Genomic DNA, 24,013 nt, shown 5'->3' on the forward strand with positions numbered 1-24,013 from the left:
CGGAACGGGTCGTATCCAGTATGGGCGATGTCGCTTATGGATTTTTCCACCCCCTCGTCCGCATTTTTGCGTCACCAGGCCGCTGGAAAACGGCCTGGCGGGCCCGCTCCCTTAGGTAGCTCGCTTGGCAAAATCGCGCGGCGCTGCTGGACAAAATGGCGTCGGTTGCAGACGGCGAGGGGGCCGGCAAAAGCCCGATGATGCAGGCAATTGAAGGCGGCCCTGCTTGAGCCTAGCAGCTACCCCGCCGTGCGCATGGCGCGCACTGACAAGCCCAGCAAGAGGTGATGCGACAATGGCCATCAGCGTGTTCGACCTGTTCAAGATCGGTGTCGGGCCTTCCAGCTCCCACACCGTCGGCCCCATGCGTGCCGGCGCCCTGTTTGTTCAGGGGCTGCGCGAGCGCGGCGAACTGGAGCAGGTAACCCGGGTTGAGGTGCGCCTGTATGGCTCGCTGTCGGCCACCGGTGTCGGCCACGGCACTGACAACGCCACCATCATGGGCTTGATGGGCGATTGGCCAGACGCCATCGACCCGACCCAGATCGTGCCGCGCATCGCCGACCTGCGCGAAACCAATACCCTGAAGCTGGACGGGCGCCTGCCCATCGAGTTCGTTTGGGCCCGCGACATGCTGTTGTTGGACGAGAACCTGCCGTACCACCCCAACGCCATGACCCTGATTGCCGAAGGCGAGCAGGGCGAGCTGCACCGCGATACCTACTACTCGGTGGGTGGCGGCTTCGTGGTCGATGCTGCACAGGCGGCCAGCGGTGTGCTGGACGCTGACCAGACGGTGCTGCCGTATGACTTCAACAGCGCCGCCGAGCTGCTGCAGCTGTGCAAGCAAAACGACCTCAGCGTGTCGCAATTGATGATGGCCAACGAAAAGGTCTGGCGCAGCGAGGCAGAGATTCATGCCGGCCTGCGCAAGCTTTGGGAAGCCATGCAGGAATGCGTCAACAATGGCCTGAAGTACGAGGGCACATTGCCCGGCGGGCTGAACGTGCGCCGCCGCGCCGCTAAGCTGCACCGCAGCCTGCAAGAGATCGGCAAGCCCAATGTGATCGGTTCGACCATGAGCGCCATGGAGTGGGTCAACCTGTTCGCGCTGGCGGTCAACGAAGAGAACGCCGCTGGCGGACGCATGGTGACCGCGCCTACCAACGGCGCGGCGGGCATCATCCCGGCGGTGCTGCACTACTACATGCGTTTCAGCGATGCCGTGGACGAGTCAAGCGTGACCGACTTCTTCCTGGGGGCTGCGGCGGTCGGCATCCTGTGCAAGAAGAACGCGTCCATCTCCGGTGCTGAAGTGGGCTGCCAAGGTGAGGTGGGTTCGGCCTGTGCCATGGCCGCTGCTGGCCTTGCGCAAGTGCTGGGGGCGACCCCGCCGCAGCTGGAAAACGCTGCGGAAATTGCGCTGGAGCACAACCTTGGCCTGACCTGCGACCCGGTTGGCGGGTTGGTGCAGGTGCCGTGCATCGAGCGCAACGCGATTGCAGCGGTAAAAGCCATCAACGCGGTGCAGATGGCGTTGCGCGGTGACGGCGAACACTTCATCTCCCTGGACCAGGTGATCCGCACCATGCGTGATACCGGCGCCGACATGCACGACAAGTACAAAGAGACCTCACGCGGTGGCCTGGCGGTCAGCGCTATCGAGTGCTGATCTCTGCCATGTTTGCTGGCCTTTTCGCGGGCAAGCCCGCTCCCACAGGCATTGCGCAGTACCTGTGGGAGCGGGTTCACCCGCGAAGAGGCCTTTGAAGGTTGATGCAGGTGCAACACATCCACCAATGCCTCTTTATGGTGCGGCGCGGCGCCTACCGATCGTCGGGTGTCGTTATCAGTGTTGGCGTTGTCGGTGACACTCAAGAGTGTCGTTTCTGGGCAACCTACACTGCGCGTGTCACCAAATTGCTCAGCCGTTACTCGCAAGGCGCCTAGTACGCCTGTTTTACGACTATCCGCCAGCTCGGCCCAAGCCCCTGATTTGCCTGATGAAGGTGTCGTTTTCAGGTTTTTTTGGATAGCCGTTCAATTTCAGGCACGGCGTTTGCGTTGAGATTGGCAAACCTGCCCTCGGAAAATGACCGATGGGTCATAACAAGAAATCAGTGCCCGCCTGAGGCACACCCTGCATTTGTGTGAGGAGAAATCGCGATGACGTCGTACACCTCCGGGACCCCAACCCAGAACCGCACAGCACCCCAGTCCATCGGGTTTCTTCTTCTGGACAACTTCACCCTCATTTCCCTGGCATCGGCCGTCGAGCCGCTGCGTATGGCCAACCAGCTGTCCGGTCGCGAGCTTTACCGCTGGCACACCCTGACTGTCGATGGTGGCCAAGTGTGGGCCAGCGATGGTTTGCAGATCACCCCAGATGCGGCCATGCACAGCGCCCCGCCAATCGACACGGTGATCGTCTGCGGAGGCGTCGGCATCCAGCGCACCGTTACCCGTGAACATGTCACCTGGCTGCAGGCGCAGGCCCGCCAGTCACGCCGCCTGGGTGCAGTGTGCACCGGCAGCTGGGCCCTGGCCTGCGCAGGCCTGCTCGATGGCTTCGATTGCAGCGTGCACTGGGAATGCCTGGCAGCCATGCAGGAAGCCTACCCACGGGTGAACATGAGCACCCGGCTGTTCACCCTCGACCGTAACCGCTTCACCAGCTCCGGTGGCACCGCGCCGCTGGACATGATGCTGCACCTGATCAGCCGCGACCATGGCCGCGAGCTGTCGGCGGCGATCTCCGAGATGTTCGTCTACGAGCGTATTCGTAACGAGCAAGATCACCAGCGTGTGCCGCTCAAGCACATGCTTGGCACCAACCAGCCAAAGTTGCAGGAAATCGTTGCACTGATGGAGGCCAATCTGGAGGAACCGATCGACCTGGACGAACTGGCGGTCTACGTATCGGTTTCGCGGCGCCAGCTCGAGCGCCTGTTCCAGAAGTACCTGCACTGCTCGCCTTCGCGTTATTACCTGAAGCTGCGCCTGATCCGCGCGCGGCAGCTGCTCAAGCAGACACCGATGTCGATCATCGAAGTGGCGTCGGTGTGCGGCTTCGTTTCCACGCCGCACTTCTCCAAGTGTTACCGCGAGTACTTCGGCATTCCGCCGCGGGATGAGCGCGTAGGCTCCAATACTGCGCAGCAGGTGGCAATGATGCCGATTCCACAGGCCATGACTCTGTCGCCGCACAGTGGGCCGATGGCGGCCCTTAGCCAGGCGCGTAACGAATCGACATTTGCCAGTGTAAGGCTCTGATACCGAGTCGACTTTTTCGCGGGACAAGCCCGCTCCCACAGGCCACCCGCTGAAGCTGAGGGTGATCCTGTGGGAGCGGGCTTGTCCCGCGAAGGGGCCGGTCCTGGATAAATGAGTTACGCGCGTTTGTTGAACTGCGCCAACGCCGGCAACAGCTGCTTGTCGATGGCCTGGCGCACTGCCGGCAGGATCGTCGCACTACCGGTGTACATCTGCTCCACCATCCCCTTCAGCGCCCGCGCATTGGGCTCGGTCAGCCCACGTACCACCGCTTCACAAGCCTGTTCGGCACTGGCCCCGACAGGAATATCGAAACCGCGGGCGCGCAGGTGGCCGGCGAGGTCGTCCTGGTCAATCAAATCCGCATGCATCATGGCTGTTGTCCCTTTTATCGCTAAGAGAGTGCTGCTGTGATTTACGACCGATTCTGTGTCTGCAGCGACAGGCCCGCAAGGCCTGAATGTCGCGATGGCTGGTTTGGCTAAGAACAGGTCGTTCCCGGCTAATTGCCGCTTCCGGGAAGCCAGCAGACTGCAGTCATTCACGGTCCACGAGGGTTTGGTCACCCTCACTCATGCACAGTGGATGTTGCTCGCTCTTGGCCCCGGTAGCTCACGGCTTCCCGGGGTTATTTTTTGAGCGCTCAGTGGGGTAATTGCAGGACGCGGCCGACCCATTCCGCCGCAGGCAAGTCGCGTTGGCTATCTGCCAGGCTTTGCAGCAATGCCGCACTCTGTTCACTAAAAGCCGCTGACTTCGGCCCCGCCAGGTCCACATGCAACAGCATCTGCTCACTTGCCGCCAGCACCTCGCCGAACCCGGCCCGGTGCAGGCTGTGGTAGACGTGCAGGCGCTTGCGGTCGAAGCCGATGATCTGCGTCTGCACCCACACCTCGGTACCCAGCTTCACCTCATGCAGGTAGTTGATGTGCGCCTCCAGGGTGAACAAGGAGTGCCCGCTCTGCCCGCGGCTGTCGGCATCCAGGCCGATGCGCTCCATCAGCGCATCGGTGGCGTAGCTGAAAATCAGCAGGTAGAAGGCATCGCGCAGATGCCCGTTGTAATCGACCCAGTCTTCCTGGACCGGGGTGCGGTAGGTGATCAGTGCGGGCATCGTCAGCTCCTCAGTCGCCAAAAGCCATGCCGTGGCTGGCCTTGCTGGTCTTCACCGCTTCCAGTACCGCCAGCAGGGTGTCGTCACGGTAGCGCTCCAGTGCAGCGATACTGCGCTCGCCCTGTTGCTCAGAGGTACCGTTCACCACATCGTCGATCAGCTTGTCGGTCAGTTCCGGTGCTGGCAGATACGTCCAGGGCAGCTTCAGGGCCGGGCCGAACTGCGACATGAAGTGGCGCATGCCGGCATCGCCACCGGCCAGGGTGTAGGTAAGGAATGTGCCCATGAACGACCAGCGCAAGCCTGCGCCGAAGCGAATTGCGTCGTCGATTTCGCCCGTGGTGGCAACGCCGTCGTTGACCAGGTGCAAGGCCTCGCGCCAGAGGGCTTCTAGCAGGCGGTCGGCGATGAAGCCTGGCACTTCCTTGCGCACATGCAGCGGGCGCATGCCGAGTGCGGTGTAGATGGTTTTGGCAGCTTCAATGGCCTCGGGTGAGGTGCGGCTACCGCCAACGATCTCCACCAGCGGCAGCAGGTACACCGGATTGAACGGGTGGCCGACAACGCAGCGTTCAGGGTGAGTCGACGACTCGTAGAACTCGCTGGGCAACAGGCCCGAAGTGCTTGAGCCGATGATTGCGTCAGGCTTGGCTGCGGCGCTGATTTTGGCGTGCAGGTCGAGCTTGAGGTCCAGGCGCTCTGGTGCGCTTTCCTGGATGAAATCGGCGTTGCGCACGCATTCCTCGATGGTCGCCACGAACTTCAGGCGGTCTTGCGATGCGCCGGGTGCCAGGCCCTGTTTTTCCAGCGCCGGCCAGGCGTTGGCGATCCGTTTACGCAGTGCCTGTTCGGCGCCGGGCGCCGGATCCCAGGCCACCACGTCCAGGCCATGGGCCAGGGCGCGGGCGACCCAGCCGCTGCCGATCACGCCGCTACCCAGGGCGGCGAAGGTCTTGATCTCGGTAATGAAGGGCATATCGGTCTCCAGGAAGGATCAGCGGCGTTTGAGGTTCATTTTTTCCCGGCCTTCTGCCGGGCTGAGTACACGGCCACCCATGCGGGTGATGATCTCGCTCGCGCGTTCCACCAGTTGGCCATTGCTGGCCAGCACGCCACGGTCCAGATACAGGTTATCTTCCAGGCCCACCCGCACATTGCCGCCGAGCAGCACGGCCTGCGCGGCCATAGGCATCTGCATGCGGCCGATGCCGAAGCCGGCCCAAGTGACGTTGGCAGGCAAGTTGTCGACCATGGCCTTCATGGTGGTGGTATCGGCCGGTGCGCCCCACGGGATGCCCAGGCACAGCTGGAACAACGGGTCCTCGAGCAGGCCTTCCTTCATCATTTGCTTGGCGAACCACAGGTGGCCGGTGTCGAAGATTTCCAGCTCGGCCTTCACCCCCAGTTCGGTAATGCGCTTGGCGCCGACACGCAGTTGGGCCGGGGTGGACACGTAGATCGAGTTGCCGTCACCGAAGTTGAGGGTGCCGCAATCGAGGGTGCAGATTTCCGGCAACAGCGCTTCGACATGGGCCAGGCGCTCCAGCGGGCCGATCAGGTCGGTGCCTGGGCCGAACTCCATGGGCGATTCGCCCGGGCCGATTTCCAGGTCGCCGCCCATGCCGGCAGTGAGGTTGACGATGATGTCCACGTCGGCTTCGCGGATGCGTTCCATGACTTCGCGGTACAGCGCCACATCGCGGCTGAAGCGGCCGGTCTGCGGGTCGCGGACGTGGCAGTGGACCACGGTGGCGCCGGCTTTGGCGGCTTCAACGGCGGATTCGGCGATTTGCTTCGGGGTGACAGGGACCAGGTGGCTCTTGGCGACCGTGTCGCCGGCGCCGGTGAGGGCGCAGGTGATGATGACGTCGTGGTTCATGGCGGTTCCTTGTGGTGTCGGTGCTGGCCCTTTCGCGGGGCGAGCCCGCTCCCACAGGATCAGCGAGATCCTGAGTTTTACGCTGTACCTGTGGGAGCGGGCTTGCCCCGCGAAGAGGGCGGATCAGTTGGCTGTGAGCTTGAGGTTCTCGGCCGCAGGCTTGCCGTCGAAGGTGGTCACCCCTTCGAGCCAGCGGGCCTTGTCGTCGGGGTGGTCCTTGAGCCACTGGCGGGCCGATTCCAGCGCATCCTTGTGGTCGAGCAGCGGTTGCATCATGCGGCTCTCGTCCTCGGCGCTGAATTTCAGGTTGGCCAGCAGGCGGTGCGCGTTGGGGCAGCGGTCGGCGTAGTCCGGCGCGGTTACCGTCCACACCGTGGCGCGGCCTTCGTCCGGGCCAAGCGCGTCCTGGCTGTCGCCCAGGTAGGCCATGTCGATGTTGACGTTCATCGGGTGCGGCGCCCAACCGAAGAACACCACCGCCTCCTTGCGTCGCACGGCGCGGTCGACGGCGGCCAGCATGCCGGCCTCGCTGGACTCGACCAGCTGGAACTTGCCCAGGCCGAACTGGTTCTTGGCGATCATCGCCTTGATCTGGGTATTGGCGCCGGAGCCCGGCTCGATGCCGTAGATTTTCCCGCCCAGCTCCTTCTCGAACTTGTGGATATCGGCGAAGGTCTTCAAACCCTTGTCGGCCAGGTATTTGGGCACGGCCAAGGTCGCCCGGGCGTCTTCCAGGCTCGGCTTGTCGAGCACCTTGACCTGCTGGGCGTCAACGAACGGGGTGATGGTCTGGGTCATGATCGGGTTCCAGTAACCCAGGAACATATCCAGGCGCTTGTCGCGGATGCCGGCAAAGATGATCTGCTGCGAGGCACTTGTCTGTTTGGTCTGGTAACCCAGGCCGTCGAGCAGCACCTGGGCCATGGCGCTGGTGGCGATGACGTCGGTCCAGTTGACCACGCCAAGGCGCACATTCTTGCAGGCCGCAGGCTCGGCGGCGAAAAGCGGGGTTGCAACGATGCTGCTCAGGGCAAGGGACAACAGGCTGCGGCGGATCAAGCTGTGCATGGTGGCTCTCCATCGGCAGTGCATATTGTTATTGAGGGCGGCCTCTGCGGACCGTGTGAATACGCTACGCTGGCGGCAGGGTGGGAAATCGCACCCTGGCGACCAACACTTGCACGGAAGCGACCACCTTTGCCGTGGAGCAAGCAATGCCGCAACTGATTCATTTCCTGCTGCTGCCGGGGTTCTCGGCCATGGGCTTCATCAGCGCCCTGGAGCCGTTGCGCGTGGCCAACCGGTTCAAGGGGCCTTCGTACCGTTGGCGGGTGCTGAGCCTGGATGGCGGTGCGGTGGAGGCCAGCAATGGCATGTCGGTGAATGCCGATGGCGCGCTGGGGGAGGGTGAGCCGGGAGGGATACTGTTGATCGTCGCCGGCTTCGAGCCGCTGGCATGTTACGGCCCGGGGCTGCAGCAGGCGCTGCGCCGCCTCGATCACGAAGGGGTGATCCTTGGCGGCATCGACACGGGCCCTGTGGTGCTCGCCGAGGCGGGCCTGCTCGACGGCCATCGCGCGACCTTGCACTGGGAAGCGCTGGACGCATTCAAGGAGCGCTATCCGCGCCTGCAGGCGACCCAGGAGCTGTTCGAGATCGACCGACGGCGCATCACCTGCGCCGGTGGCACGGCGTCGATCGACCTGATGCTCGACCTGATTGCGCAAGCGCATGGCAGTGAGCTGGCGGTGCAGGTGTCGGAGCAGTTCGTGCTCGGGCGTATCCGCCCGCGACAGGACCACCAGCGCATGCAGATCGCCAGCCGTTACGGCATCAGCAACAAGAAGCTGGTGAAGGTGATTGGGGAGATGGAGCGCAATACCGAGCAGCCGCTCAATACCCAGGTGCTGGCTGATGCGGTGCAGGTGACGCGTAGGCAGCTGGAGCGGTTGTTCCGGTTGCATCTGGACGATACGCCCAGTGGTTTCTACCTGCGATTGCGGCTGGACAAGGCGCGGCAGTTGCTGCGCCAGACCGACATGAGCGTGCTGGAGGTGGGCGTGGCGTGTGGGTTTGAGTCGGCTTCGTATTTTACCCGGTGTTATCGGGCCCGATACCAGCGTTGCCCGCGGGAGGATAGATTGGCCAGGGCATGATCAGGTACCTCCTGATCATGTTTTAGCCTGTAAACCATGTCCCCGGTTTGTACACCTGTCCGGCGCGGTCCCTGTGGGAGCGGGCGTGCCCGCGAAGAGGCCAGTACAGGCTTACTGCTGACCAATGGACTGCAAGTACTCCGACCGGTCATCACTGCGCTGCGCCACGCAGGTATCCCACGCCGCCTGGAACGCCTTGCTTCCCGGCTTCTCGGCATAGGTCTCGACCTTGCAGTCGGCGTCACGCAGCTGCGTCCACAGCTTCTCGGCTGCATCCATACGCCCCACCAGCGCGGTAGCCTGGTCGCCCTCGTCGGCATACTGGTCGCGAATACGCTGGATCAAGTCATCGTAAGCCGCTTTCAGCTCGCGTTCGGCAGTCTGCTTGTTGAACGCAGCGCAGGCGTAGGTCTGTTGGTCGGTCTCGACGTTGTCGCACGGGGTGCTCTCTTCCTCGCCGGCCTGCGCGCCTGATACGACGGCCAGCAGTACCAGCCATGCCAATGATTTCATCCTTTTCTCCTTAACAGGCTGACGAATCGCAGGATTCTCGCTCAGCCGAGGGCAAGGCGGTAGCTCTCTGACGAAATGTTCATAAAGCGGCCAGAAACGTCGGTAACGAGACTGTCTCTCATCCCCAGGCAGCGTGCCAGAGGCCGTGTTGTCGCGCGTTGACGCTTTCGGCAAACCCCCTGTCGTTTTTGCATCGGGGCGCCTTTGGGCACAGGCATATGCTGGCCCCAAAGCGCCGGCACAAGGTTTGGCGCCAACCATTCGATAAAAGGGGACAGCCTGATGAGCCCAGCCGAACTTCACGCCGACAGCATCGTCATCGACGGCCTGATCATTGCCAAATGGAACCGCGAGCTGTTCGAGGACATGCGCAAAGGCGGGCTGACTGCGGCCAACTGCACGGTGTCGGTCTGGGAAGGCTTCAAGGCAACTGTCGACCAGATCGCCGCCAGCCAGAAGCTGATCCGCGACAACAGCGACCTGGTCATGCCGGTGCGTACCACTGCCGACATCCGCAAAGCCAAGGAACTGGGCAAGACCGGCATCCTGTTCGGCTTTCAGAACGCCCATGCGTTCGAAGACCAGATCGCTTACGTGGATGTGTTCAAGCAGCTGGGCGTAGGCATTGTGCAGATGTGCTACAACACCCAGAACCTGGTGGGCACCGGCTGCTACGAGCGTGACGGCGGGCTGTCGGGCTTTGGCCGCGAAATTGTCGCGGAAATGAACCGCGTCGGCATCATGTGCGACCTGTCCCACGTCGGCTCCAAGACCTCCGAAGAAGTCATCCTCGAATCGAAAAAGCCGGTGTGCTACTCGCACTGCCTGCCATCTGGCCTGAAAGAGCACCCGCGCAACAAGTCGGACGAAGAGCTGAAATTCATCGCCGACCACGGCGGCTTCGTTGGCGTGACCATGTTCGCGCCGTTCCTGGCCAAGGGCATCGACTCGACCATCGACGATTACGCCGAAGCCATCGAGTACACCATGAACATCGTCGGTGAAGACGCCATCGGGATCGGTACCGACTTCACCCAGGGCCACGGCCAGGACTTCTTCGAGTACCTGACCCACGACAAGGGCTACGCCCGCCGTCTGACCAACTTCGGCAAGATCATCAACCCGCTGGGCATCCGCACCGTGGGCGAATTCCCCAACCTCACCGAAACCTTGCTCAAGCGCGGCCATTCCGAGCGCGTGGTGCGCAAGATCATGGGCGAGAACTGGGTCAACGTCCTCAAGGACGTGTGGGGCGAATAAGCCGCTCTCCAAGCCTGAAAGCCCCTGCCAGCAACGCCGGGGCACCTAAATAAAATTTTTATGGAGTTGAGTTTCCATGGCCAAGATCGCCCCGCAATTGCCAATCGAAGTCGACAGCGAGACCGGTGTCTGGACCAGCGACGCCTTGCCGATGCTGTATGTGCCGCGCCATTTCTTCGTCAACAACCACATGGGCATCGAGGAAGTGCTGGGCGCCGATGCCTACGCCGAGATTCTCTACAAGGCCGGCTACAAGTCCGCCTGGCACTGGTGTGAAAAAGAAGCGGAGTGCCATGGCCTGGAGGGCGTGGCGGTGTTCGAGCACTACATGAAGCGCCTGAGCCAGCGTGGCTGGGGCCTGTTCGAAATCCAGGACATCGACCTGGACAAAGGTACTTGCAGCGTCAAGCTCAAGCACTCGGCGTTCGTGTACGTGTATGGCAAGTGCGGCCGCAAGGTCGACTACATGTTCACTGGCTGGTTTGCCGGCGCCATGGACCAGATTCTCGCTGCCCGCGGCAGCTCGATCCGCACCGTGGCCGAACAGGTCTACGGCGGTTCGGAAGAAGGCCACGAAGATGGCCTGTTCGTTACAAAGCCGTTGTAAGCCGGAGATAGCGTCATGGCATTCGAAGCAATGTTCCAGCCGATTCAGATCGGCAAGCTGACCATCCGCAACCGTGTGCTCAGCACCGCGCACGCCGAGGTCTACGCCACTGACGGCGGCATGACGACCGACCGCTACGTGAAGTACTACGAAGAAAAGGCCAAGGGTGGCATCGGCCTGGCGATCTGCGGCGGCTCGTCGGTGGTAGCCATCGACAGCCCGCAGGAGTGGTGGGCATCGGTCAACCTGTCGACCGACCGCATCATCCCGCACTTCCAGAACCTGGCCGACGCCATGCACAAGCATGGCGCCAAGATCATGATCCAGATTACCCACATGGGCCGTCGCTCGCGCTGGGACGGCTTCAACTGGCCGACCCTGATGTCGCCGTCGGGTATCCGTGAACCCGTGCACCGCGCCACCTGCAAAACCATCGAGGTGGAAGAGATCTGGCGGGTGATCGGCAACTACGCGCAGGCTGCGCGGCGTGCCAAAGAGGGCGGCCTGGACGGCGTGGAGCTGTCGGCAGTGCACCAGCACATGATCGACCAGTTCTGGAGCCCACGGGTCAACAAGCGTACCGACGAGTGGGGCGGCACCTTCGAGGGCCGCATGAAGTTCGGCCTGGAAGTGTTGAAAGCCGTGCGCGCCGAAGTCGGTGACGACTTCTGCGTGGGCATGCGTATCTGTGGCGACGAGTTCCACCCAGATGGCCTCAGCCACGAGGACATGAAGCAGATCGCCGCGTATTACGACGGTACCGGCATGCTCGACTTCATTGGCGTGGTGGGCTCGGGGTGTGACACCCACAACACCCTGGCCAACGTCATTCCGAACATGAGCTACCCGCCGGAGCCGTTCCTGCACCTGGCAGCCGGCATCAAGGAGGTGGTCAAGGTCCCGGTACTGCATGCGCAGAACATCAAGGACCCGAACCAGGCTACGCGCATCCTTGAAGGCGGCTACGTGGACATGGTCGGCATGACCCGTGCGCACATGGCCGACCCGCACCTGATCGCCAAGATCAAGATGGGCCAGATCGACCAGATCAAGCAGTGCGTCGGTGCCAACTACTGCATCGACCGCCAGTACCAGGGCCTGGATGTGCTGTGCATCCAGAACGCCGCGACCTCCCGTGAATACTTGGGTGTGCCGCACATCATCGAGAAGACTACCGGCGTCAAGCGCAAGGTGGTGGTGGTTGGCGCAGGCCCGGCCGGCATGGAAGCGGCCCGCGTGGCCGCCGAACGTGGCCACGACGTCACCCTGTTCGAGAAGAAAGACCAGATCGGCGGGCAGATCACCATTGCCGCCAAGGCGCCGCAGCGTGATCAGATTGCCGGTATCACCCGCTGGTACCAGCTGGAGCTGGCGCGTTTGAAGGTTGACCTGCGCCTGGGTACCGCTGCCGACGTAGCGACCATTCAGGACCTGCGCCCGGATGTGATCGTGCTGGCGGTGGGTGGGCATTCCTTCCTCGAGCAGAACGAGCATTGGGGCGCTGCGGAAGGCCTGGTGGTCAGCAGCTGGGACGTGCTCGACGGCAAGGTTGCGCCTGGCAAGAACGTGCTGGTGTACGACACCATCTGCGAATTCACCGGCATGTCGGTGGCGGACTTCATCGCCGACAAGGGCAGCCAGGTCGAGATCGTCACCGACGATATCAAGCCGGGCGTGGCCATGGGCGGCACCACCTTCCCGACCTACTACCGCAGCATGTACCCGAAAGAAGTGATCATGACCGGCGACATGATGCTGGAAAAGGTCTACCGCGAAGGCGACAAGTTGGTGGCGGTGCTGGAGAACGAGTACACCGGCGCCAAGGAAGAACGCGTGGTCGATCAGGTAGTGGTGGAGAACGGCGTGCGGCCTGACGAAGAGCTGTACTACGCGCTCAAGGAAGGTTCGCGCAACAAGGGCCAGATCGACGTGGAGGCGCTGTTCGCCATCAAGCCACAGCCGATCCTCAGCCAGCCGGGCGAAGGCTACCTGCTGTACCGCATCGGCGACTGTGTGGCCCAGCGCAACGTGCATGCGGCGATCTACGACGCCTTGCGCCTGTGCAAGGACTTCTGATCGATCCAAATTTTCGCCACAGGGCATGGTCCCTGTGGGAGCGGGTTCACCCGCGAATGCGTCAGCACAAGCAACAGAGTTGTCTGATCGGACGCATTCGCGGGTAAACCCGCTCCCACAGGGGCCAATCCCAGCTTCAGAGTGGCGCAAGAATCCAGCTGTTGTGGGAGCCTCCCATGTTGAACACCCTTCTACCCATCTTGCTGTTCGCTGCCCTTGGCCTGGCAGTGCTCGGCGCCCTGCGCCGGGTGCGCATGTGGCGGCGTGGCCGGGCCTCCAAGGTCGACCTGATCGGCGGCCTGCTGGCCATGCCGCGTCGTTACCTGGTGGACCTGCACCACGTGGTCGAGCGTGACAAGTACATGTCCAAGACCCACGTGGCCACTGCCGGCGGCTTCGTGCTGTCGGCGGCGCTGGCGATCCTGGTGCATGGCTTTGGCCTGCAGAGCAAGATTCTCGGTTATGCGCTGCTGGTGGCCACTGTGATCATGTTCACTGGGGCCATCTTCGTCTTCAAACGCCGCCTCAACCCGCCCGCGCGCCTGTCCAAGGGCCCGTGGATGCGCCTTCCGAAAAGCTTGCTGGTGTTCGCCACGAGCTTCTTCATCGCCACCCTGCCGGTTGCCGGCATCCTGCCGGCCAACGCCGGTGGTTGGGTGATGGTGGCCGTGCTTGGCCTGGGCGTGCTGTGGGGCGTGTCGGAACTGTTCTTCGGCATGACCTGGGGCGGGCCGATGAAGCATGCCTTCGCCGGTGCCTTGCACCTGGCCTGGCACCGCCGTGCCGAGCGCTTCGGCGGCGGCCGCTCCACTGGTCTCAAGCCGCTGGACCTGGAAGACCCGAATGCGCCGCTGGGCGTGGAAAAGCCGGTGGACTTCACCTGGAACCAGCTGCTCGGCTTCGACGCCTGCGTACAGTGCGGTAAATGTGAAGCCATGTGCCCGGCGTTTGCTGCCGGCCAGCCACTGAACCCGAAAAAACTCATCCAGGACATGGTCATCGGCCTGGCCGGCGGCACTGATGCCCAGTTCGCCGGCAGCCCTTACCCCGGCAAGCCAATCGGCGAGCACGGCGGCAATCCGCACCAGCCGATCGTCAATGGCCTGGTCGATGCCGAAACGCTGTGGTCGTGCACCACCTGCCGTGCCTGCGTAGAGGAATGCCCGATGATGATCGAGCATGTCGATGCCATCGTCGACATGCGCCGCCACCTCACCCTGGAAAAGGGCGCCACCCCGAACAAGGGCGCCGAGGTGCTGGACAACCTCATCGCTACCGACAACCCTGGCGGCTTCGCCCCTGGCGGGCGCATGAACTGGGCCGCCGACCTCAACCTGCAACTGCTGTCGGAGGTGAAAACCACCGAGGTGCTGTTCTGGGTCGGTGATGGTGCATTCGACATGCGTAACCAGCGCACCCTGCGCTCGTTCGTCAAGGTGCTGAAGGCCTCGGGCGTGGACTTCGCCGTGCTCGGCCTGGAAGAACGCGACAGCGGCGACGTGGCGCGCCGCCTGGGTGATGAAGCGACATTCCAGCAACTGGCCAAGCGCAACATCCAGACCCTGGCCAAGTACAAGTTCCAGCGCATCGTCACCTGCGACCCGCACAGCTTCCATGTGCTGAAGAACGAGTACGGCGCCCTGGGCGGCGACTACCAGGTGCAGCACCACAGCACCTACATCGCCGAGCTTATCGCGGCCAGGAAACTGAACCTGGGCCAGCACAAGGGCGGTAGCGTCACCTATCACGACCCGTGCTATCTGGGCCGTTACAACGGCGAGTATGAAGCACCGCGTGCAGTGCTCAAGGCGCTGGGTATCGAAGTGCGCGAGATGCAGCGTTCGGGCTTCCGTTCCCGTTGCTGCGGCGGTGGCGGCGGCGCGCCGATCACCGACATCCCAGGCAAGCAGCGTATCCCCGACATGCGCATGGACGACATCCGCGAAACCGAAGCCGAGCTGGTGGCCGTGGGTTGCCCACAGTGCACCGCCATGCTCGAAGGCGTGGTCGAACCACGCCCGCAGATCAAGGACCTGGCCGAGCTGGTGGCCGATGTGCTGATCGAAGAGGACACGCCCGCCGTCCCAAAGCCGCAAACGGCTAAACGTGAACCTGCGGAGGTGCACTGATGAGCGATATTATCCGCCGCGACCCACGCGCCGAGTGGATCGCCCGTAATCGCCTGCATCCGCTACATGCGGCCCTGCAGACGCAACAGACCCGCTGGATGGGGCCCAACGGCCTCGTCCGCAAGAATCCTCATGCGATCGCCGCAGGCTTCATCGGCCCGGCCGGCATCAAGCGCATCGACCGCAGCGGTGCCCAGCAGGGTACCGGTGTCGGCGGGCGGCGCACGGCGGCGGCCGAGGTCAAGCTGCCGCTGCACCAGGTGCCGGCCCCGGCGTTCTACATTGCCGTGGTACCAGATATGGTCGGTGGCCGCCTGAGCAGCCACGACCGCGACCTGCTCGGCCTGGCCCATAGCCTGGCTGGCAGCGACGGTGCAGTGCTGGCGGTGGTATTTGGCGAGCACAAGGAAAGTAACTTTTCCACAGCCGGCGTCGACCGCCTGCTGGTCATCGAAGGCGAGGCGTTCGACGGTTACGCACCCGAGCAGTTGGTGCAAGGCCTGCGGGCTGTGGATAACCAGTTCACGCCGCGCCACTGGCTGCTGCCCGACAGCCGCAGCGGTGGCGGCGAACTGGGCCGGCGCCTGGGCGCAGCGCTGGGCGAACGCCCGGCGACGCGGGTCTGGCAGGTCAAGGACGGCCAGTGCATTGGCCGTGCCGGTGCTGGCCAGCAGGACCTGCAGCGCGCTGTGCCGCGCTTGATCCTGGCAGCGGCGGAGTGTGCCGAACCGGTCAGCGAGACCCGCCACGAAGCGCTGCCGGTGGAGTTGTCCACAAGCGTGGCGCGCAGCCTGACACGTATCGAGGACCTGGGCTCGGTGGCCGTCGACCCAGCCACCATTGCCATGGCCGAGGCCGAATTCATCGTCTCGGGCGGCAACGGGGTCAAGGACTGGGACCTGTACCACCAGGCCACCGCAGCCCTGGGCGCTACCGAAGGTGCCTCGCGGGTGGCAGTGGACGACGGCTTCATGCCCCGCAACCGCCAAGTGGGGGCTACCGGCACCTGGGTTACCGCGCGTGTCTACGTGGCTGTGGGTATCTCGGGGGCGATCCAGCACCTGCAGGGTATCGGTGCCTGCGACAAGGTGGTGGCGATCAACATGGACCCGGGCTGCGACATGATCAAACGGGCTGACCTGTCGGTGATTGGCGACAGCTCGGCGATTCTCAAGGCGCTGATCGAGGCTGTGGACAACTACCGCAGCGGCGGCCAGCGCGACGCGGCATAAGGGCACGAGCATGAGTACGAAAGTGATCAGCCTGGTTTCCATCGGTGCCCACCCAAGCTCCGGTCGCGCCCGCCGCGCCGAGCAAGATGCCCGCGCCGTGGAACTGGGTTTGCAGCTGGCTGGGGATAACTTGCAGGTGGTGCATGCCGGTGACCCGCGCGAAGAGGCGCTGCGCGCCTACCTGGGTATGGGCCTGGACCACCTGGACGTGCTGGAGCAACCGGCCGGTGCGGATGTGCTGGGCGTGCTGGGCGATTATTTGCGCGACGCCGGGGCCCAGCTGGTGCTGACCGGCAGCCAGGCCGAGACTGGCGAGGGGTCGGGCATGTTGCCCTTCTTGCTGGCCGAAAAGCTGGGCTGGCCACTGATTGTGGGGTTGGCCGAAGTTGAGTCGATCGACAACGGCACTGCCCAGGTACTGCAGGCTTTGCCACGTGGCCAGCGACGTCGCTTGAAGGTGCGCCTGCCGTTGCTGGCGACTGTGGATAACGCGGCGCCCAAGCCGCGCCAGAGTGCCTTCGGGCCAGCGCGCCGGGGGGTACTGGCGGCGCGTAACGTGGCTATTGTCGAAGATGAACTGTTGGCCGAATCCGAGCTGCAACCGGCCCGTCCACGGCCCAAGCGCTTGAAGGTGATCAAGGCCAAGAGCGGCGCCGACCGCATGAAGGCGGCGACAGCCAAGGCCAGCGGCGGTGGGGGTAAGGTGTTGAAGGACGTGTCACCACAGGAAGGGGCCGAGGCGATCCTCAAGCTGTTGGTTGAAGAGGGCGTGCTGCGCTGAGTCTCACGCTGCCCTGCTGTGGGAGCGGACCAGGCCGTTCCCACAGCGAAGTACCAGGTAATCCAACGCTTGGCCCTCAGCGCGAATGACCCCGATCCCAATCCTTTCATCAAACCACTTCACAGTCCCTGCCTGACGGCTGTGCATAAGTAACCTCATGAGCGATGCCGAAATAGTGGCATTTACCCCATCACACCGCCGGGCGCGGCGAAACTGGTAGAAATGCCAGGGATGCGTGGTGTTACCCCCGAAATCTGTTCGTCAAGGTGTGGATAAAGTGTTTGCGCTTCGCTGCAGGCCTTGTGTTTCGGTGACTGGGAAGATTTGGTCAAAAATTGATCAGGTTATTGAAGGGAAGCCGAGCTGGTTTTGGGCCTTATCGCTTGAACTTGCCCACAATCACTGTGCGCTGCTCTGTGGATAACATGTTAGGGGTACGCCAGATCGCATAGGCTGGGCGGGCTGCAGTGGATCGATCAAAAAGTAACCGTATAGCAATGTTTCTCTCAATCGCCCTGCTAGCAAAGACATTGGGTTACTTATCAACAGGTCCTGCAGCCGCTGGCAAATAGTGCCCACATTCTCTGTTGGTGTCTTTGTGGGTAAGTTGTTTGAACTCTGCTGCAGGCCCTGAGAACCCTAGCCTCTGGCGAAATGTTCAAAAAATGAACAGCCTGGTGGAGGGGATGCCGTACACGGCATGGGCGACATCGCATCTTAGGTGACATGGAGCCTGTTGATAACTGACACAATTGCCAGTTTCTGAATGCCTCATGGACGATTAGGCTGGAGTTCGTCGCGTGCTAGCCACATCCTGGTATCAGCTATATGCCTTCCAAATTCATCACTTCCAGTCGCTACTCTGCATATGGCTATCGATCGCCCGCTCTGGGTTCTGCCCTTGCTTACAACGCTGAGCGGCTAGACCTGTTAACAGGGTGTTATCACCTAGGTAATGGCTACCGAGCCTACAACCCTGCATTGATGCGCTTCCAATCAGCAGACCGGTTGAGCCCGTTCGGAGAGGGTGGGATCAATGCTTACGCATATTGTCTGGGCGACCCGATCAACCATCGCGATCCCACGGGTCAGAAGGCCGAAGATTATCTGCTGCCAGCGCTGAGTGTCCTCACCAACCTGGTTGGGGTTTTCATCAGCTCTCTGCGCTTCAGATCATTCATAAAGCAAAGCCGGGTGGTTCAACCGAGGGGTGTGGAAGCCATTGCGCCTGACATTCCATTGCCAACTCGCAAAGATTGGCTGCTCTCCGGCGTCAGTGCCGCGTCAGGCGTTGCAGGGTTGACCGTGGGTGTGGCAAGGACGGTTGAGCCGGAAAATGGTTGGCAAACCTGGGCTTTGGTGGCACTGACTATTGTGTCGCTGGGCACCACAGCGTATGAAGCATGGGGGCTCGCTCAGGCCAAACCCTGGCGACCAAGTACTCCGCAACACCTGCTGCCGAGTATCCGGAGGGCTTCGCTTTAATCCCGGCTATCAGGGGAATTGCCCCATGCTCTGAAAACGCGGATAACGACATCAGCCGCTATCCGCTAGCACCAGAAAGTTACTGCGCCTGCACTTCCTTCAGATATGGCGCCGGCTCTGCTCCCAGGTTGTTCAGCATCCGACCGCTGTACCAGTCAATGAAGTTCACCACACCAAACTCGTAAGTCTTCGAATACGGGCCGGGCTGGTACGCGGTGGAGTTGATCCCACGCTGGTTCTCTTCCGCCAGGCGGCGGTCCTGGTCGTTGGTGGCGTCCCACACCTTACGCATGCGTTCCGGGTCGTAATCGACGCCTTCCACGGCATCCTTGTGCACCAGCCACTTGGTGGTGACCATGGTTTCCTGGGCACTGATCGGCCACACGGTGAACACGATCATGTGGTCGCCCATGCAGTGGTTCCAGGAGTGCGGCAGGTGCAGGATGCGCATCGAGCCCAGGTCCGGGTTCTTGATGCGGCCCATCAGTTTCTGGCAGGCCTGCTTGCCGTCCATGGTCATCGACACGGTGCCCTTGAGCAGCGGCATGCGCACGATGCGGTTACGCAGGCCGTGGCTCTTGTGCAGGTAAGGGATCTTTTCGGCTTCCCAGGCGGCGGCGGAGGCGGCCACGTGGTCCTTGAATTCCTGGCTGGCACGCGGGTCGTTGGTGTCGTCCCATTCCAGCAGGGTTTGCAGCAGTTCCGGGTGCGAACCGGAGCAGTGGTAGCACTCGCGGTTGTTTTCCAGCACCAGTTTCCAGTTGGCCTTTTCCATCAAGGTGGTCTGCACCGCCACCTTGGTGTTCTCCATGTCGTACGGTTCCATGTAGTGCTCGAGCGTGGCCAGGAACTCGTCGATGGCGGGCGGGTTTTCCGCCAGGCTGATGAAAATGTAGCCACCGGCCACCTTCACGTTCACTGGCTTCAGGCCATATTCCTTCATGTCGAAGTCGGCGCCCATCTCTGTGCCGGCGAACAGCAGGCGACCGTCCAGTTCGTAGGTCCACTGGTGGTAGTGGCAGACCAGCTTGGCCACCTTGCCTTTGTCGCTGACGCACAGGCGTGAACCGCGGTGACGGCAGACGTTGTGGAAGGCGTGCACCTTACCTTCGGCACCCCGGATAACGATGATCGGGTTCTTGCCGATCTGCAGGGTGATGTAGTTGCCTTTCGCCGGGATCTCGCAGGTCATGCCGGCGATCAGCCATTCCTTGTGGAAGATCTCCTGCATGTCGATCTGGAACAGACGCTCGTCGGTGTAGAAAGGCTGGGGCAGCGAGTAGGTTCGCTCGCGGGTCTGCAGCATCTCGGCGGTGGCCTTGCGTGCAGGTTCCAGTGGATCGCCCAGGCTCAGGGTTGCGGTGACGTCCATCGTGTATTCCTCGGGGCCGTGTGCGGCCGGCAAAAGGTGGCTAATCGTTGTGGTGGTGCCGCAAGGCTGCTTTTCAGAAAACAGCATGTTGTTTTGCCGTGGAGTGTGCGTCCGAAGACGCCGCGAACCGTATCCATGGACGACATGGCCGATTTGAATAACGACGCGCCAGCCCTTGTATCGCGGGGCTGGTCGCGATAAGCACGCCGATGTCGCTGGCAGGAATGTACGTCGCTCTCAGCTTGCGCATTATCCAAGCCATATAAAGCCCGATAGTCGGCTGCTGGAGATGAACATGTCCGATACCTTCCTCAATCCGGTCACTACCCAGACCTGGGCCAACGGCCGCCACATCGTGCGCTGCGTCAAGGTCATCCAGGAGACCTGGGACGTGCGCACCTTCTGCTTCATGGCCGACCAGCCAATCTTGTTCTTCTTCAAGCCAGGGCAGTTCGTCACCCTGGAGCTGGAGATCGAAGGCAAGCCGGTGATGCGTTCATACACCATTTCCAGCTCGCCATCGGTGCCGTACAGCTTCTCGATCACCGTCAAGCGTGTGCCGGGTGGCTTGGTGTCGAACTTCCTGCACGACACGATGCACGAAGGCGCCGAGCTGCCGGTGCACGGGCCGGTGGGGCTGTTCAACGCCATCGACTTTCCTGCTGGCAAGGTGCTGTACCTGTCGGGCGGCGTCGGTATTACCCCGGTAATGTCGATGGCGCGGTGGTTCTACGACACCAATGCCAACGTCGACATGGTGTTCGTCCACAGCGCCCGTTCGCCGAAAGACATCATCTACCACCGCGAGCTGGAACAGATGGCGTCGCGCATCCCCAACTTCAGCCTGCACATCATTTGCGAGAAGCACGGGCTGGGTGAGCCGTGGGCGGGTTACCGCGGTTACCTGAACCAGCGGCTGATGGAGTTGATTGCGCCTGACTACATGGAGCGCGTTGTGTTCTGCTGTGGCCCGACGCCGTACATGACGGCGGTCAAGCGCATGCTTGAAGCGGTCGGCTTCGACATGAAGAATTATCACGAGGAGTCGTTCGGTGCTACGCCGCCAGAGGCCAAGGCCGATGCGGTGGAGCACGCCGAGCAGGCCGCCGATGCGCCTGAGCTGGATGTTTCCGACCTCAACCTGGTGGAGTTCATCGGCAGCGAGAAGAGCATCCGCATCGCCCCGGGCGAGACCGTGCATGCCGCGGCGGCCAAGGTTGGCCTGATGATCCCGAAAGCCTGTGGTATGGGCATTTGCGGGACGTGCAAAGTGCTCAAGCTGGGCGGCGAAGTAGAGATGGAACACAACGGCGGCATCACCGAAGATGATGAAGCCGAGGGCTACATCCTGTCGTGCTGCAGTGTGCCGAAAGGGGATGTGCGGATCGATTACTGATCCAGTAATGCTGGGGCTGCCTTGCAGCCCATTCGCGGGACTAGCCCGCTCCCACAGGGATCGCGCTAGATTCTCGAATTAAGCAAGACAGTTGCACCCACAGGTTCACCGCCGTCTTCTGGTCTGCGCTGGGGCTGCCTTGCAGCCCATTCGCGGGACTAGCCCGCTCCCACAGGGATCGCGCTAGATTCTCGAAATTAAGCAAGACAGTTGCACCCACAGGTTCAGCGCAGTCTTCCGGCCAGCGCTGGGGCTGCCCTCAGCTGGTTTGTGGCACAAGCCGGCTCTCACAGGTTGTGACAGGTCTGAAGGCTCCGGTAAACCTGTGGGAGCGGGCTTGACCCGCGAAAGGGCCATCAGATCCAGACAGCATCCCAATGTGGGTAGTCGCCCGCACGGTCAGTCAGCCCGGCTCTTATGGGATTGGCAACGATGTACCTCGCCACTTGCAGCACACTTTCTTCCCGGCGCAAGGCCCGGTCCTGATAGCCCGGCTGCCATATTTTCTGGCGTGACATACCCCGCCGATAAAGCGCATGACTGCTTCGGGATTTGAACCTGCGCATCAAGCAGCACAACGTGCCACTTCGTAATTCGACGAGCCAATCAACATGGTCAGGCATAACCACCCAGGCCAATGATCGGCAAAGCCCATCGAGCTCCGCCTGTCTCAATTGCAGGATCACGCCACGGGCGTAGTTGAATTGGGTGAAGATCTGCTGGCGTTCATGAGTGACCGTGGTCAGCAGATAAAGCCCGCCGGGCTGAGAAAAACGGCCGCGGCGCAGCAGATGGGATTGAGCACGGTCCATGTGATGTCCCTGGAGTGAGATCTGGGATAACACTAGGTGAGATGTCAGTAGCCTGAGGTGTTGAATGGTTGCTGGATGTTGGGTATCAATGCTGGCCTCTTCACGGGGCAAACCAGCGCAGAACCTGTGGGAGCGGGCTTGACCCGCGAATGGGCCGCACCGCGGCCCCAACATTGTCAGGTACGGAAACGTGCCACCAGGCCATTCAGGTCCACGGCGAGCCGCGACAACTCCGCGCTCGCCGCGCTGGTCTGGTGCGCCCCGGTAGCGCTCTGCACCGACAGGTCATTGATGTTCACCAGGTTGCGGTCCACTTCCCGCGCCACCTGTGCCTGTTCTTCCGCCGCGCTGGCAATCACCAGGTTACGCTCATTGATCTGCGCTACCGCCCCGGCAATCGTGTCCAGCGCCATGCCCGCACCGCGGGCGATATTCAGCGTCGATTCGGCGCGTTCGGTGCTGGTGCGCATCGACTCAACCGCTTCTTCCGTACCCCCCTGAATGCTGCCGATCATCCGCTCGATTTCACTGGTCGACTGCTGGGTACGATGGGCCAGCGCGCGCACTTCATCGGCGACCACGGCAAAGCCACGGCCCGCTTCACCGGCACGCGCCGCTTCGATGGCAGCGTTCAGCGCCAACAGGTTGGTCTGGTCGGCCAGCCCTCGAATCACATCCAGCACTTTGCCGATATCACGCGATTGCTCGGCCAGGTGGGTGATCAGTTTCGCCGTAGCCTGCACATCACCGCTCATGCGCTCGATGGCGCCGACCGTTTCCATCACCAGGTCACGACCATCGCCGGTCGAGCGGCTGGCTTCGCTGGACGCTTCGGAAGTGCTCACGGCATTGCGCGCCACTTCTTCCACAGCGCTGGTCATTTCCGTAACGGCCGTGGCGGCTTGTTCGATTTCGTTGTTCTGTTGCTGCAGGCCACGGGCACTTTCGTCGGTGACCGCATTCAGCTCTTCGGCCGCCGAGGCCAATTGGGTGGCGGAGCCGGCGATCTGTTGCAGGGTGTCACGCAGCTTGTCCTGCATGCGCGCCATGGCGCGCAACAAGCGGGCCGCTTCATCAGTGCCTTCGGCGCGGATGACGTGGGTCAGGTCACCGTCGGCGACCTGCTCGGCACTCTTGAGCGCTTCTTCGATGGGCTTGACGATGCTGCGGGTCAGCAGGAACGCACAGAGGAAAGTCAGCACGGTGGCCGCGACCAGCAGGCCGATCACCAGGGCGAAGGCGACCGCGTACTGGCTGGCGGCCTTTTCGTTGGTGGCGCGGGTCTGGTCGGTGTTGATGCGCACCAAAGTGTCCATCACCTTGTTGACCTGCTCGGAGTTGGCCAGCAGGTCGCGGTTGAGCAGATCGCGCAATTCGGCAGTACGGTCGGCCTGGCTGAGGCTGCGCATGCGCGATTCCAGCTGGCGGTACTGGTTGAGCAACTGGCCGTACTGGTCGAATGCAGCCTGTTCGTCAGCGGCGCCGATCATCGGCAGGTAGGCCTGGCGTGCGCGGTCGATCTGGGCGTTACGCTGGTCCAGCAAGGCAAGGGTGTCGCGCAGGGTTTCCGGTTCGCGGTTGAGCAGCAGGCGGTAGGAGAGGGTGCGCATGCGCAGGTTAAGCGCGGTGAGCTCGTCGAGGATCTTGATACTCGGCACGCTGACCTGCTCGATAACCACGCCGGCCTGGCGGATGTTGCCCATCTGCACCAGCGAGAAGATACCAAGGCCGAGCATCAGCAGGCCGATTAGCGCGAAGCCGAGCAGCGCGCGCGGGGCAATATTCATGTTGCGTAGAGACATGGAAGAAGGGATCCAGGCAGGGAAAAGAACGTGAGTGAAGTGCGACGAAATGGGACTTACCGGGCTATCGGTCGTGACTGACCAGTCTTGAGTGCCTGCCGTCAAAATTGTGAGGTAGCTAACCAT

Annotated in this window: 20 protein-coding genes; 11 read left to right on the forward strand and 9 right to left on the reverse strand. The window is 62.3% G+C overall.

Features of this window, described 5'->3' with window-relative positions; translation table 11 throughout:
- The first annotated feature begins 295 nt into the window (after positions 1-295).
- Together E8E68_RS02020 and E8E68_RS02025 are read left to right on the forward strand one after the other, a co-directional pair.
- Positions 296-1,672, forward strand: coding sequence for an L-serine ammonia-lyase (locus tag E8E68_RS02020; protein WP_266030536.1), 1,377 nt, complete (start codon positions 296-298; stop codon positions 1,670-1,672).
- A gap of 494 nt (positions 1,673-2,166) precedes the next feature.
- Positions 2,167-3,273: a GlxA family transcriptional regulator gene (locus E8E68_RS02025; RefSeq protein WP_016484513.1), complete on the forward strand. Its 1,107-nt coding sequence runs from the start codon at positions 2,167-2,169 to the stop codon at positions 3,271-3,273.
- Positions 3,274-3,389: 116 nt separating this feature from the next.
- Here the strand turns inward: E8E68_RS02025 and E8E68_RS02030 are convergent, their stop codons facing one another.
- The 5 genes from E8E68_RS02030 to choX all read right to left on the reverse strand — a co-directional run bounded on the left by E8E68_RS02030 (position 3,390) and on the right by choX (position 7,334).
- Positions 3,390-3,647 carry a hypothetical protein gene (locus tag E8E68_RS02030; protein WP_266030539.1) on the reverse strand — a complete coding sequence of 86 codons (258 nt, stop codon included), beginning with the start codon at positions 3,645-3,647 and terminating at the stop codon, positions 3,390-3,392.
- Positions 3,648-3,916: 269 nt separating this feature from the next.
- Complete coding sequence (locus tag E8E68_RS02035; protein WP_266030540.1) at positions 3,917-4,387, reverse strand: thioesterase family protein; 471 nt, start codon at positions 4,385-4,387, stop codon at positions 3,917-3,919.
- Positions 4,388-4,397: 10 nt separating this feature from the next.
- Positions 4,398-5,363 carry an L-carnitine dehydrogenase gene (locus tag E8E68_RS02040; RefSeq protein ID WP_210669102.1) on the reverse strand — a complete coding sequence of 322 codons (966 nt, stop codon included), beginning with the start codon at positions 5,361-5,363 and terminating at the stop codon, positions 4,398-4,400.
- An 18-nt stretch (positions 5,364-5,381) separates the two neighbouring features.
- Positions 5,382-6,266 carry a 3-keto-5-aminohexanoate cleavage protein gene (locus E8E68_RS02045; RefSeq protein WP_266030544.1) on the reverse strand — a complete coding sequence of 295 codons (885 nt, stop codon included), beginning with the start codon at positions 6,264-6,266 and terminating at the stop codon, positions 5,382-5,384.
- 123 nt (positions 6,267-6,389) lie between these two features.
- Positions 6,390-7,334 carry a choline ABC transporter substrate-binding protein gene (gene choX, locus E8E68_RS02050; RefSeq protein ID WP_266030546.1) on the reverse strand — a complete coding sequence of 315 codons (945 nt, stop codon included), beginning with the start codon at positions 7,332-7,334 and terminating at the stop codon, positions 6,390-6,392.
- A 146-nt stretch (positions 7,335-7,480) separates the two neighbouring features.
- Between choX and E8E68_RS02055 the strand changes: the two genes are divergently transcribed.
- Positions 7,481-8,422, forward strand: coding sequence for a GlxA family transcriptional regulator (locus E8E68_RS02055; RefSeq protein WP_280339439.1), 942 nt, complete (start codon positions 7,481-7,483; stop codon positions 8,420-8,422).
- Positions 8,423-8,533: 111 nt separating this feature from the next.
- Here the strand turns inward: E8E68_RS02055 and E8E68_RS02060 are convergent, their stop codons facing one another.
- The gene (locus E8E68_RS02060; RefSeq protein WP_104833586.1) at positions 8,534-8,935 is read right to left on the reverse strand and encodes a lysozyme inhibitor LprI family protein; all 402 of its coding nucleotides are present in this window, start codon (positions 8,933-8,935) and stop codon (positions 8,534-8,536) included.
- A 282-nt stretch (positions 8,936-9,217) separates the two neighbouring features.
- Here E8E68_RS02060 and E8E68_RS02065 point away from each other — a divergent pair, with 282 nt between their 5' ends.
- From E8E68_RS02065 to E8E68_RS02095, 7 genes are all read left to right on the forward strand, one after another.
- Positions 9,218-10,195, forward strand: coding sequence for a dipeptidase (locus E8E68_RS02065; RefSeq protein ID WP_016497618.1), 978 nt, complete (start codon positions 9,218-9,220; stop codon positions 10,193-10,195).
- 76 nt (positions 10,196-10,271) lie between these two features.
- Positions 10,272-10,802 (forward strand): DUF5943 domain-containing protein, encoded by a 531-nt coding sequence (locus tag E8E68_RS02070; RefSeq protein ID WP_012316656.1) that lies wholly within the window; start codon positions 10,272-10,274, stop codon positions 10,800-10,802.
- Between the two features lie 15 nt (positions 10,803-10,817).
- Positions 10,818-12,878, forward strand: coding sequence for a dimethylglycine demethylation protein DgcA (dgcA, locus tag E8E68_RS02075; protein ID WP_266030558.1), 2,061 nt, complete (start codon positions 10,818-10,820; stop codon positions 12,876-12,878).
- A 176-nt stretch (positions 12,879-13,054) separates the two neighbouring features.
- Positions 13,055-15,007: a dimethylglycine demethylation protein DgcB gene (gene dgcB, locus E8E68_RS02080; protein ID WP_266030560.1), complete on the forward strand. Its 1,953-nt coding sequence runs from the start codon at positions 13,055-13,057 to the stop codon at positions 15,005-15,007.
- Positions 15,007-16,239 (forward strand): electron transfer flavoprotein subunit alpha/FixB family protein, encoded by a 1,233-nt coding sequence (locus E8E68_RS02085; RefSeq protein WP_266030562.1) that lies wholly within the window; start codon positions 15,007-15,009, stop codon positions 16,237-16,239. The genes dgcB and E8E68_RS02085 overlap by 1 nt, the downstream gene beginning before the upstream one ends.
- Positions 16,240-16,249: 10 nt before the next feature.
- On the forward strand, positions 16,250-17,020 hold the full coding sequence (locus tag E8E68_RS02090) for an electron transfer flavoprotein subunit beta (protein WP_085664131.1): 771 nt from the start codon (positions 16,250-16,252) through the stop codon (positions 17,018-17,020).
- 828 nt (positions 17,021-17,848) lie between these two features.
- Positions 17,849-18,505, forward strand: a complete 657-nt coding sequence (locus tag E8E68_RS02095; protein ID WP_266030566.1) for an RHS repeat-associated core domain-containing protein — start codon at positions 17,849-17,851, stop codon at positions 18,503-18,505.
- Positions 18,506-18,584: 79 nt separating this feature from the next.
- Here the strand turns inward: E8E68_RS02095 and gbcA are convergent, their stop codons facing one another.
- Entirely contained in the window at positions 18,585-19,877 is a 1,293-nt protein-coding gene (gbcA, locus tag E8E68_RS02100) for a glycine-betaine demethylase subunit GbcA (protein ID WP_266030567.1), read from the reverse strand.
- Positions 19,878-20,172: 295 nt separating this feature from the next.
- Here gbcA and gbcB point away from each other — a divergent pair, with 295 nt between their 5' ends.
- A complete protein-coding gene (gbcB, locus tag E8E68_RS02105; protein ID WP_266030569.1) occupies positions 20,173-21,273 on the forward strand; it encodes a glycine-betaine demethylase subunit GbcB in 1,101 nt (366 codons plus the stop codon).
- Positions 21,274-21,629: 356 nt separating this feature from the next.
- On the opposite strand, the gene E8E68_RS02110 is transcribed toward gbcB, so the two are convergent.
- Complete coding sequence (locus tag E8E68_RS02110; protein ID WP_266030571.1) at positions 21,630-22,085, reverse strand: transposase; 456 nt, start codon at positions 22,083-22,085, stop codon at positions 21,630-21,632.
- A gap of 176 nt (positions 22,086-22,261) precedes the next feature.
- Entirely contained in the window at positions 22,262-23,887 is a 1,626-nt protein-coding gene (locus E8E68_RS02115) for a methyl-accepting chemotaxis protein (RefSeq protein ID WP_280339453.1), read from the reverse strand.
- Positions 23,888-24,013 lie beyond the last annotated feature (126 nt).

The organism is Pseudomonas sp. BN607 (assembly GCF_029871175.1).
Taxonomy (GTDB): Bacteria; Pseudomonadota; Gammaproteobacteria; order Pseudomonadales; family Pseudomonadaceae; genus Aquipseudomonas.

Bases quoted from the DNA above. Each gene is read 5' to 3' on its own strand.
- E8E68_RS02020 (WP_266030536.1), top strand. From the start codon at position 296: ATGGCCATCAGCGTGTTCGACCTGTTCAAGATCGGTGTCGGGCCTTCC.
- E8E68_RS02025 (WP_016484513.1), top strand. From the start codon at position 2,167: ATGACGTCGTACACCTCCGGGACCCCAACCCAGAACCGCACAGCACCC.
- E8E68_RS02030 (WP_266030539.1), bottom strand. From the start codon at position 3,647: ATGATGCATGCGGATTTGATTGACCAGGACGACCTCGCCGGCCACCTG.
- E8E68_RS02035 (WP_266030540.1), bottom strand. From the start codon at position 4,387: ATGCCCGCACTGATCACCTACCGCACCCCGGTCCAGGAAGACTGGGTC.
- E8E68_RS02040 (WP_210669102.1), bottom strand. From the start codon at position 5,363: ATGCCCTTCATTACCGAGATCAAGACCTTCGCCGCCCTGGGTAGCGGC.
- E8E68_RS02045 (WP_266030544.1), bottom strand. From the start codon at position 6,266: ATGAACCACGACGTCATCATCACCTGCGCCCTCACCGGCGCCGGCGAC.
- choX (WP_266030546.1), bottom strand. From the start codon at position 7,334: ATGCACAGCTTGATCCGCCGCAGCCTGTTGTCCCTTGCCCTGAGCAGC.
- E8E68_RS02055 (WP_280339439.1), top strand. From the start codon at position 7,481: ATGCCGCAACTGATTCATTTCCTGCTGCTGCCGGGGTTCTCGGCCATG.
- E8E68_RS02060 (WP_104833586.1), bottom strand. From the start codon at position 8,935: ATGAAATCATTGGCATGGCTGGTACTGCTGGCCGTCGTATCAGGCGCG.
- E8E68_RS02065 (WP_016497618.1), top strand. From the start codon at position 9,218: ATGAGCCCAGCCGAACTTCACGCCGACAGCATCGTCATCGACGGCCTG.
- E8E68_RS02070 (WP_012316656.1), top strand. From the start codon at position 10,272: ATGGCCAAGATCGCCCCGCAATTGCCAATCGAAGTCGACAGCGAGACC.
- dgcA (WP_266030558.1), top strand. From the start codon at position 10,818: ATGGCATTCGAAGCAATGTTCCAGCCGATTCAGATCGGCAAGCTGACC.
- dgcB (WP_266030560.1), top strand. From the start codon at position 13,055: ATGTTGAACACCCTTCTACCCATCTTGCTGTTCGCTGCCCTTGGCCTG.
- E8E68_RS02085 (WP_266030562.1), top strand. From the start codon at position 15,007: ATGAGCGATATTATCCGCCGCGACCCACGCGCCGAGTGGATCGCCCGT.
- E8E68_RS02090 (WP_085664131.1), top strand. From the start codon at position 16,250: ATGAGTACGAAAGTGATCAGCCTGGTTTCCATCGGTGCCCACCCAAGC.
- E8E68_RS02095 (WP_266030566.1), top strand. From the start codon at position 17,849: ATGCCTTCCAAATTCATCACTTCCAGTCGCTACTCTGCATATGGCTAT.
- gbcA (WP_266030567.1), bottom strand. From the start codon at position 19,877: ATGGACGTCACCGCAACCCTGAGCCTGGGCGATCCACTGGAACCTGCA.
- gbcB (WP_266030569.1), top strand. From the start codon at position 20,173: ATGTCCGATACCTTCCTCAATCCGGTCACTACCCAGACCTGGGCCAAC.
- E8E68_RS02110 (WP_266030571.1), bottom strand. From the start codon at position 22,085: ATGGACCGTGCTCAATCCCATCTGCTGCGCCGCGGCCGTTTTTCTCAG.
- E8E68_RS02115 (WP_280339453.1), bottom strand. From the start codon at position 23,887: ATGTCTCTACGCAACATGAATATTGCCCCGCGCGCGCTGCTCGGCTTC.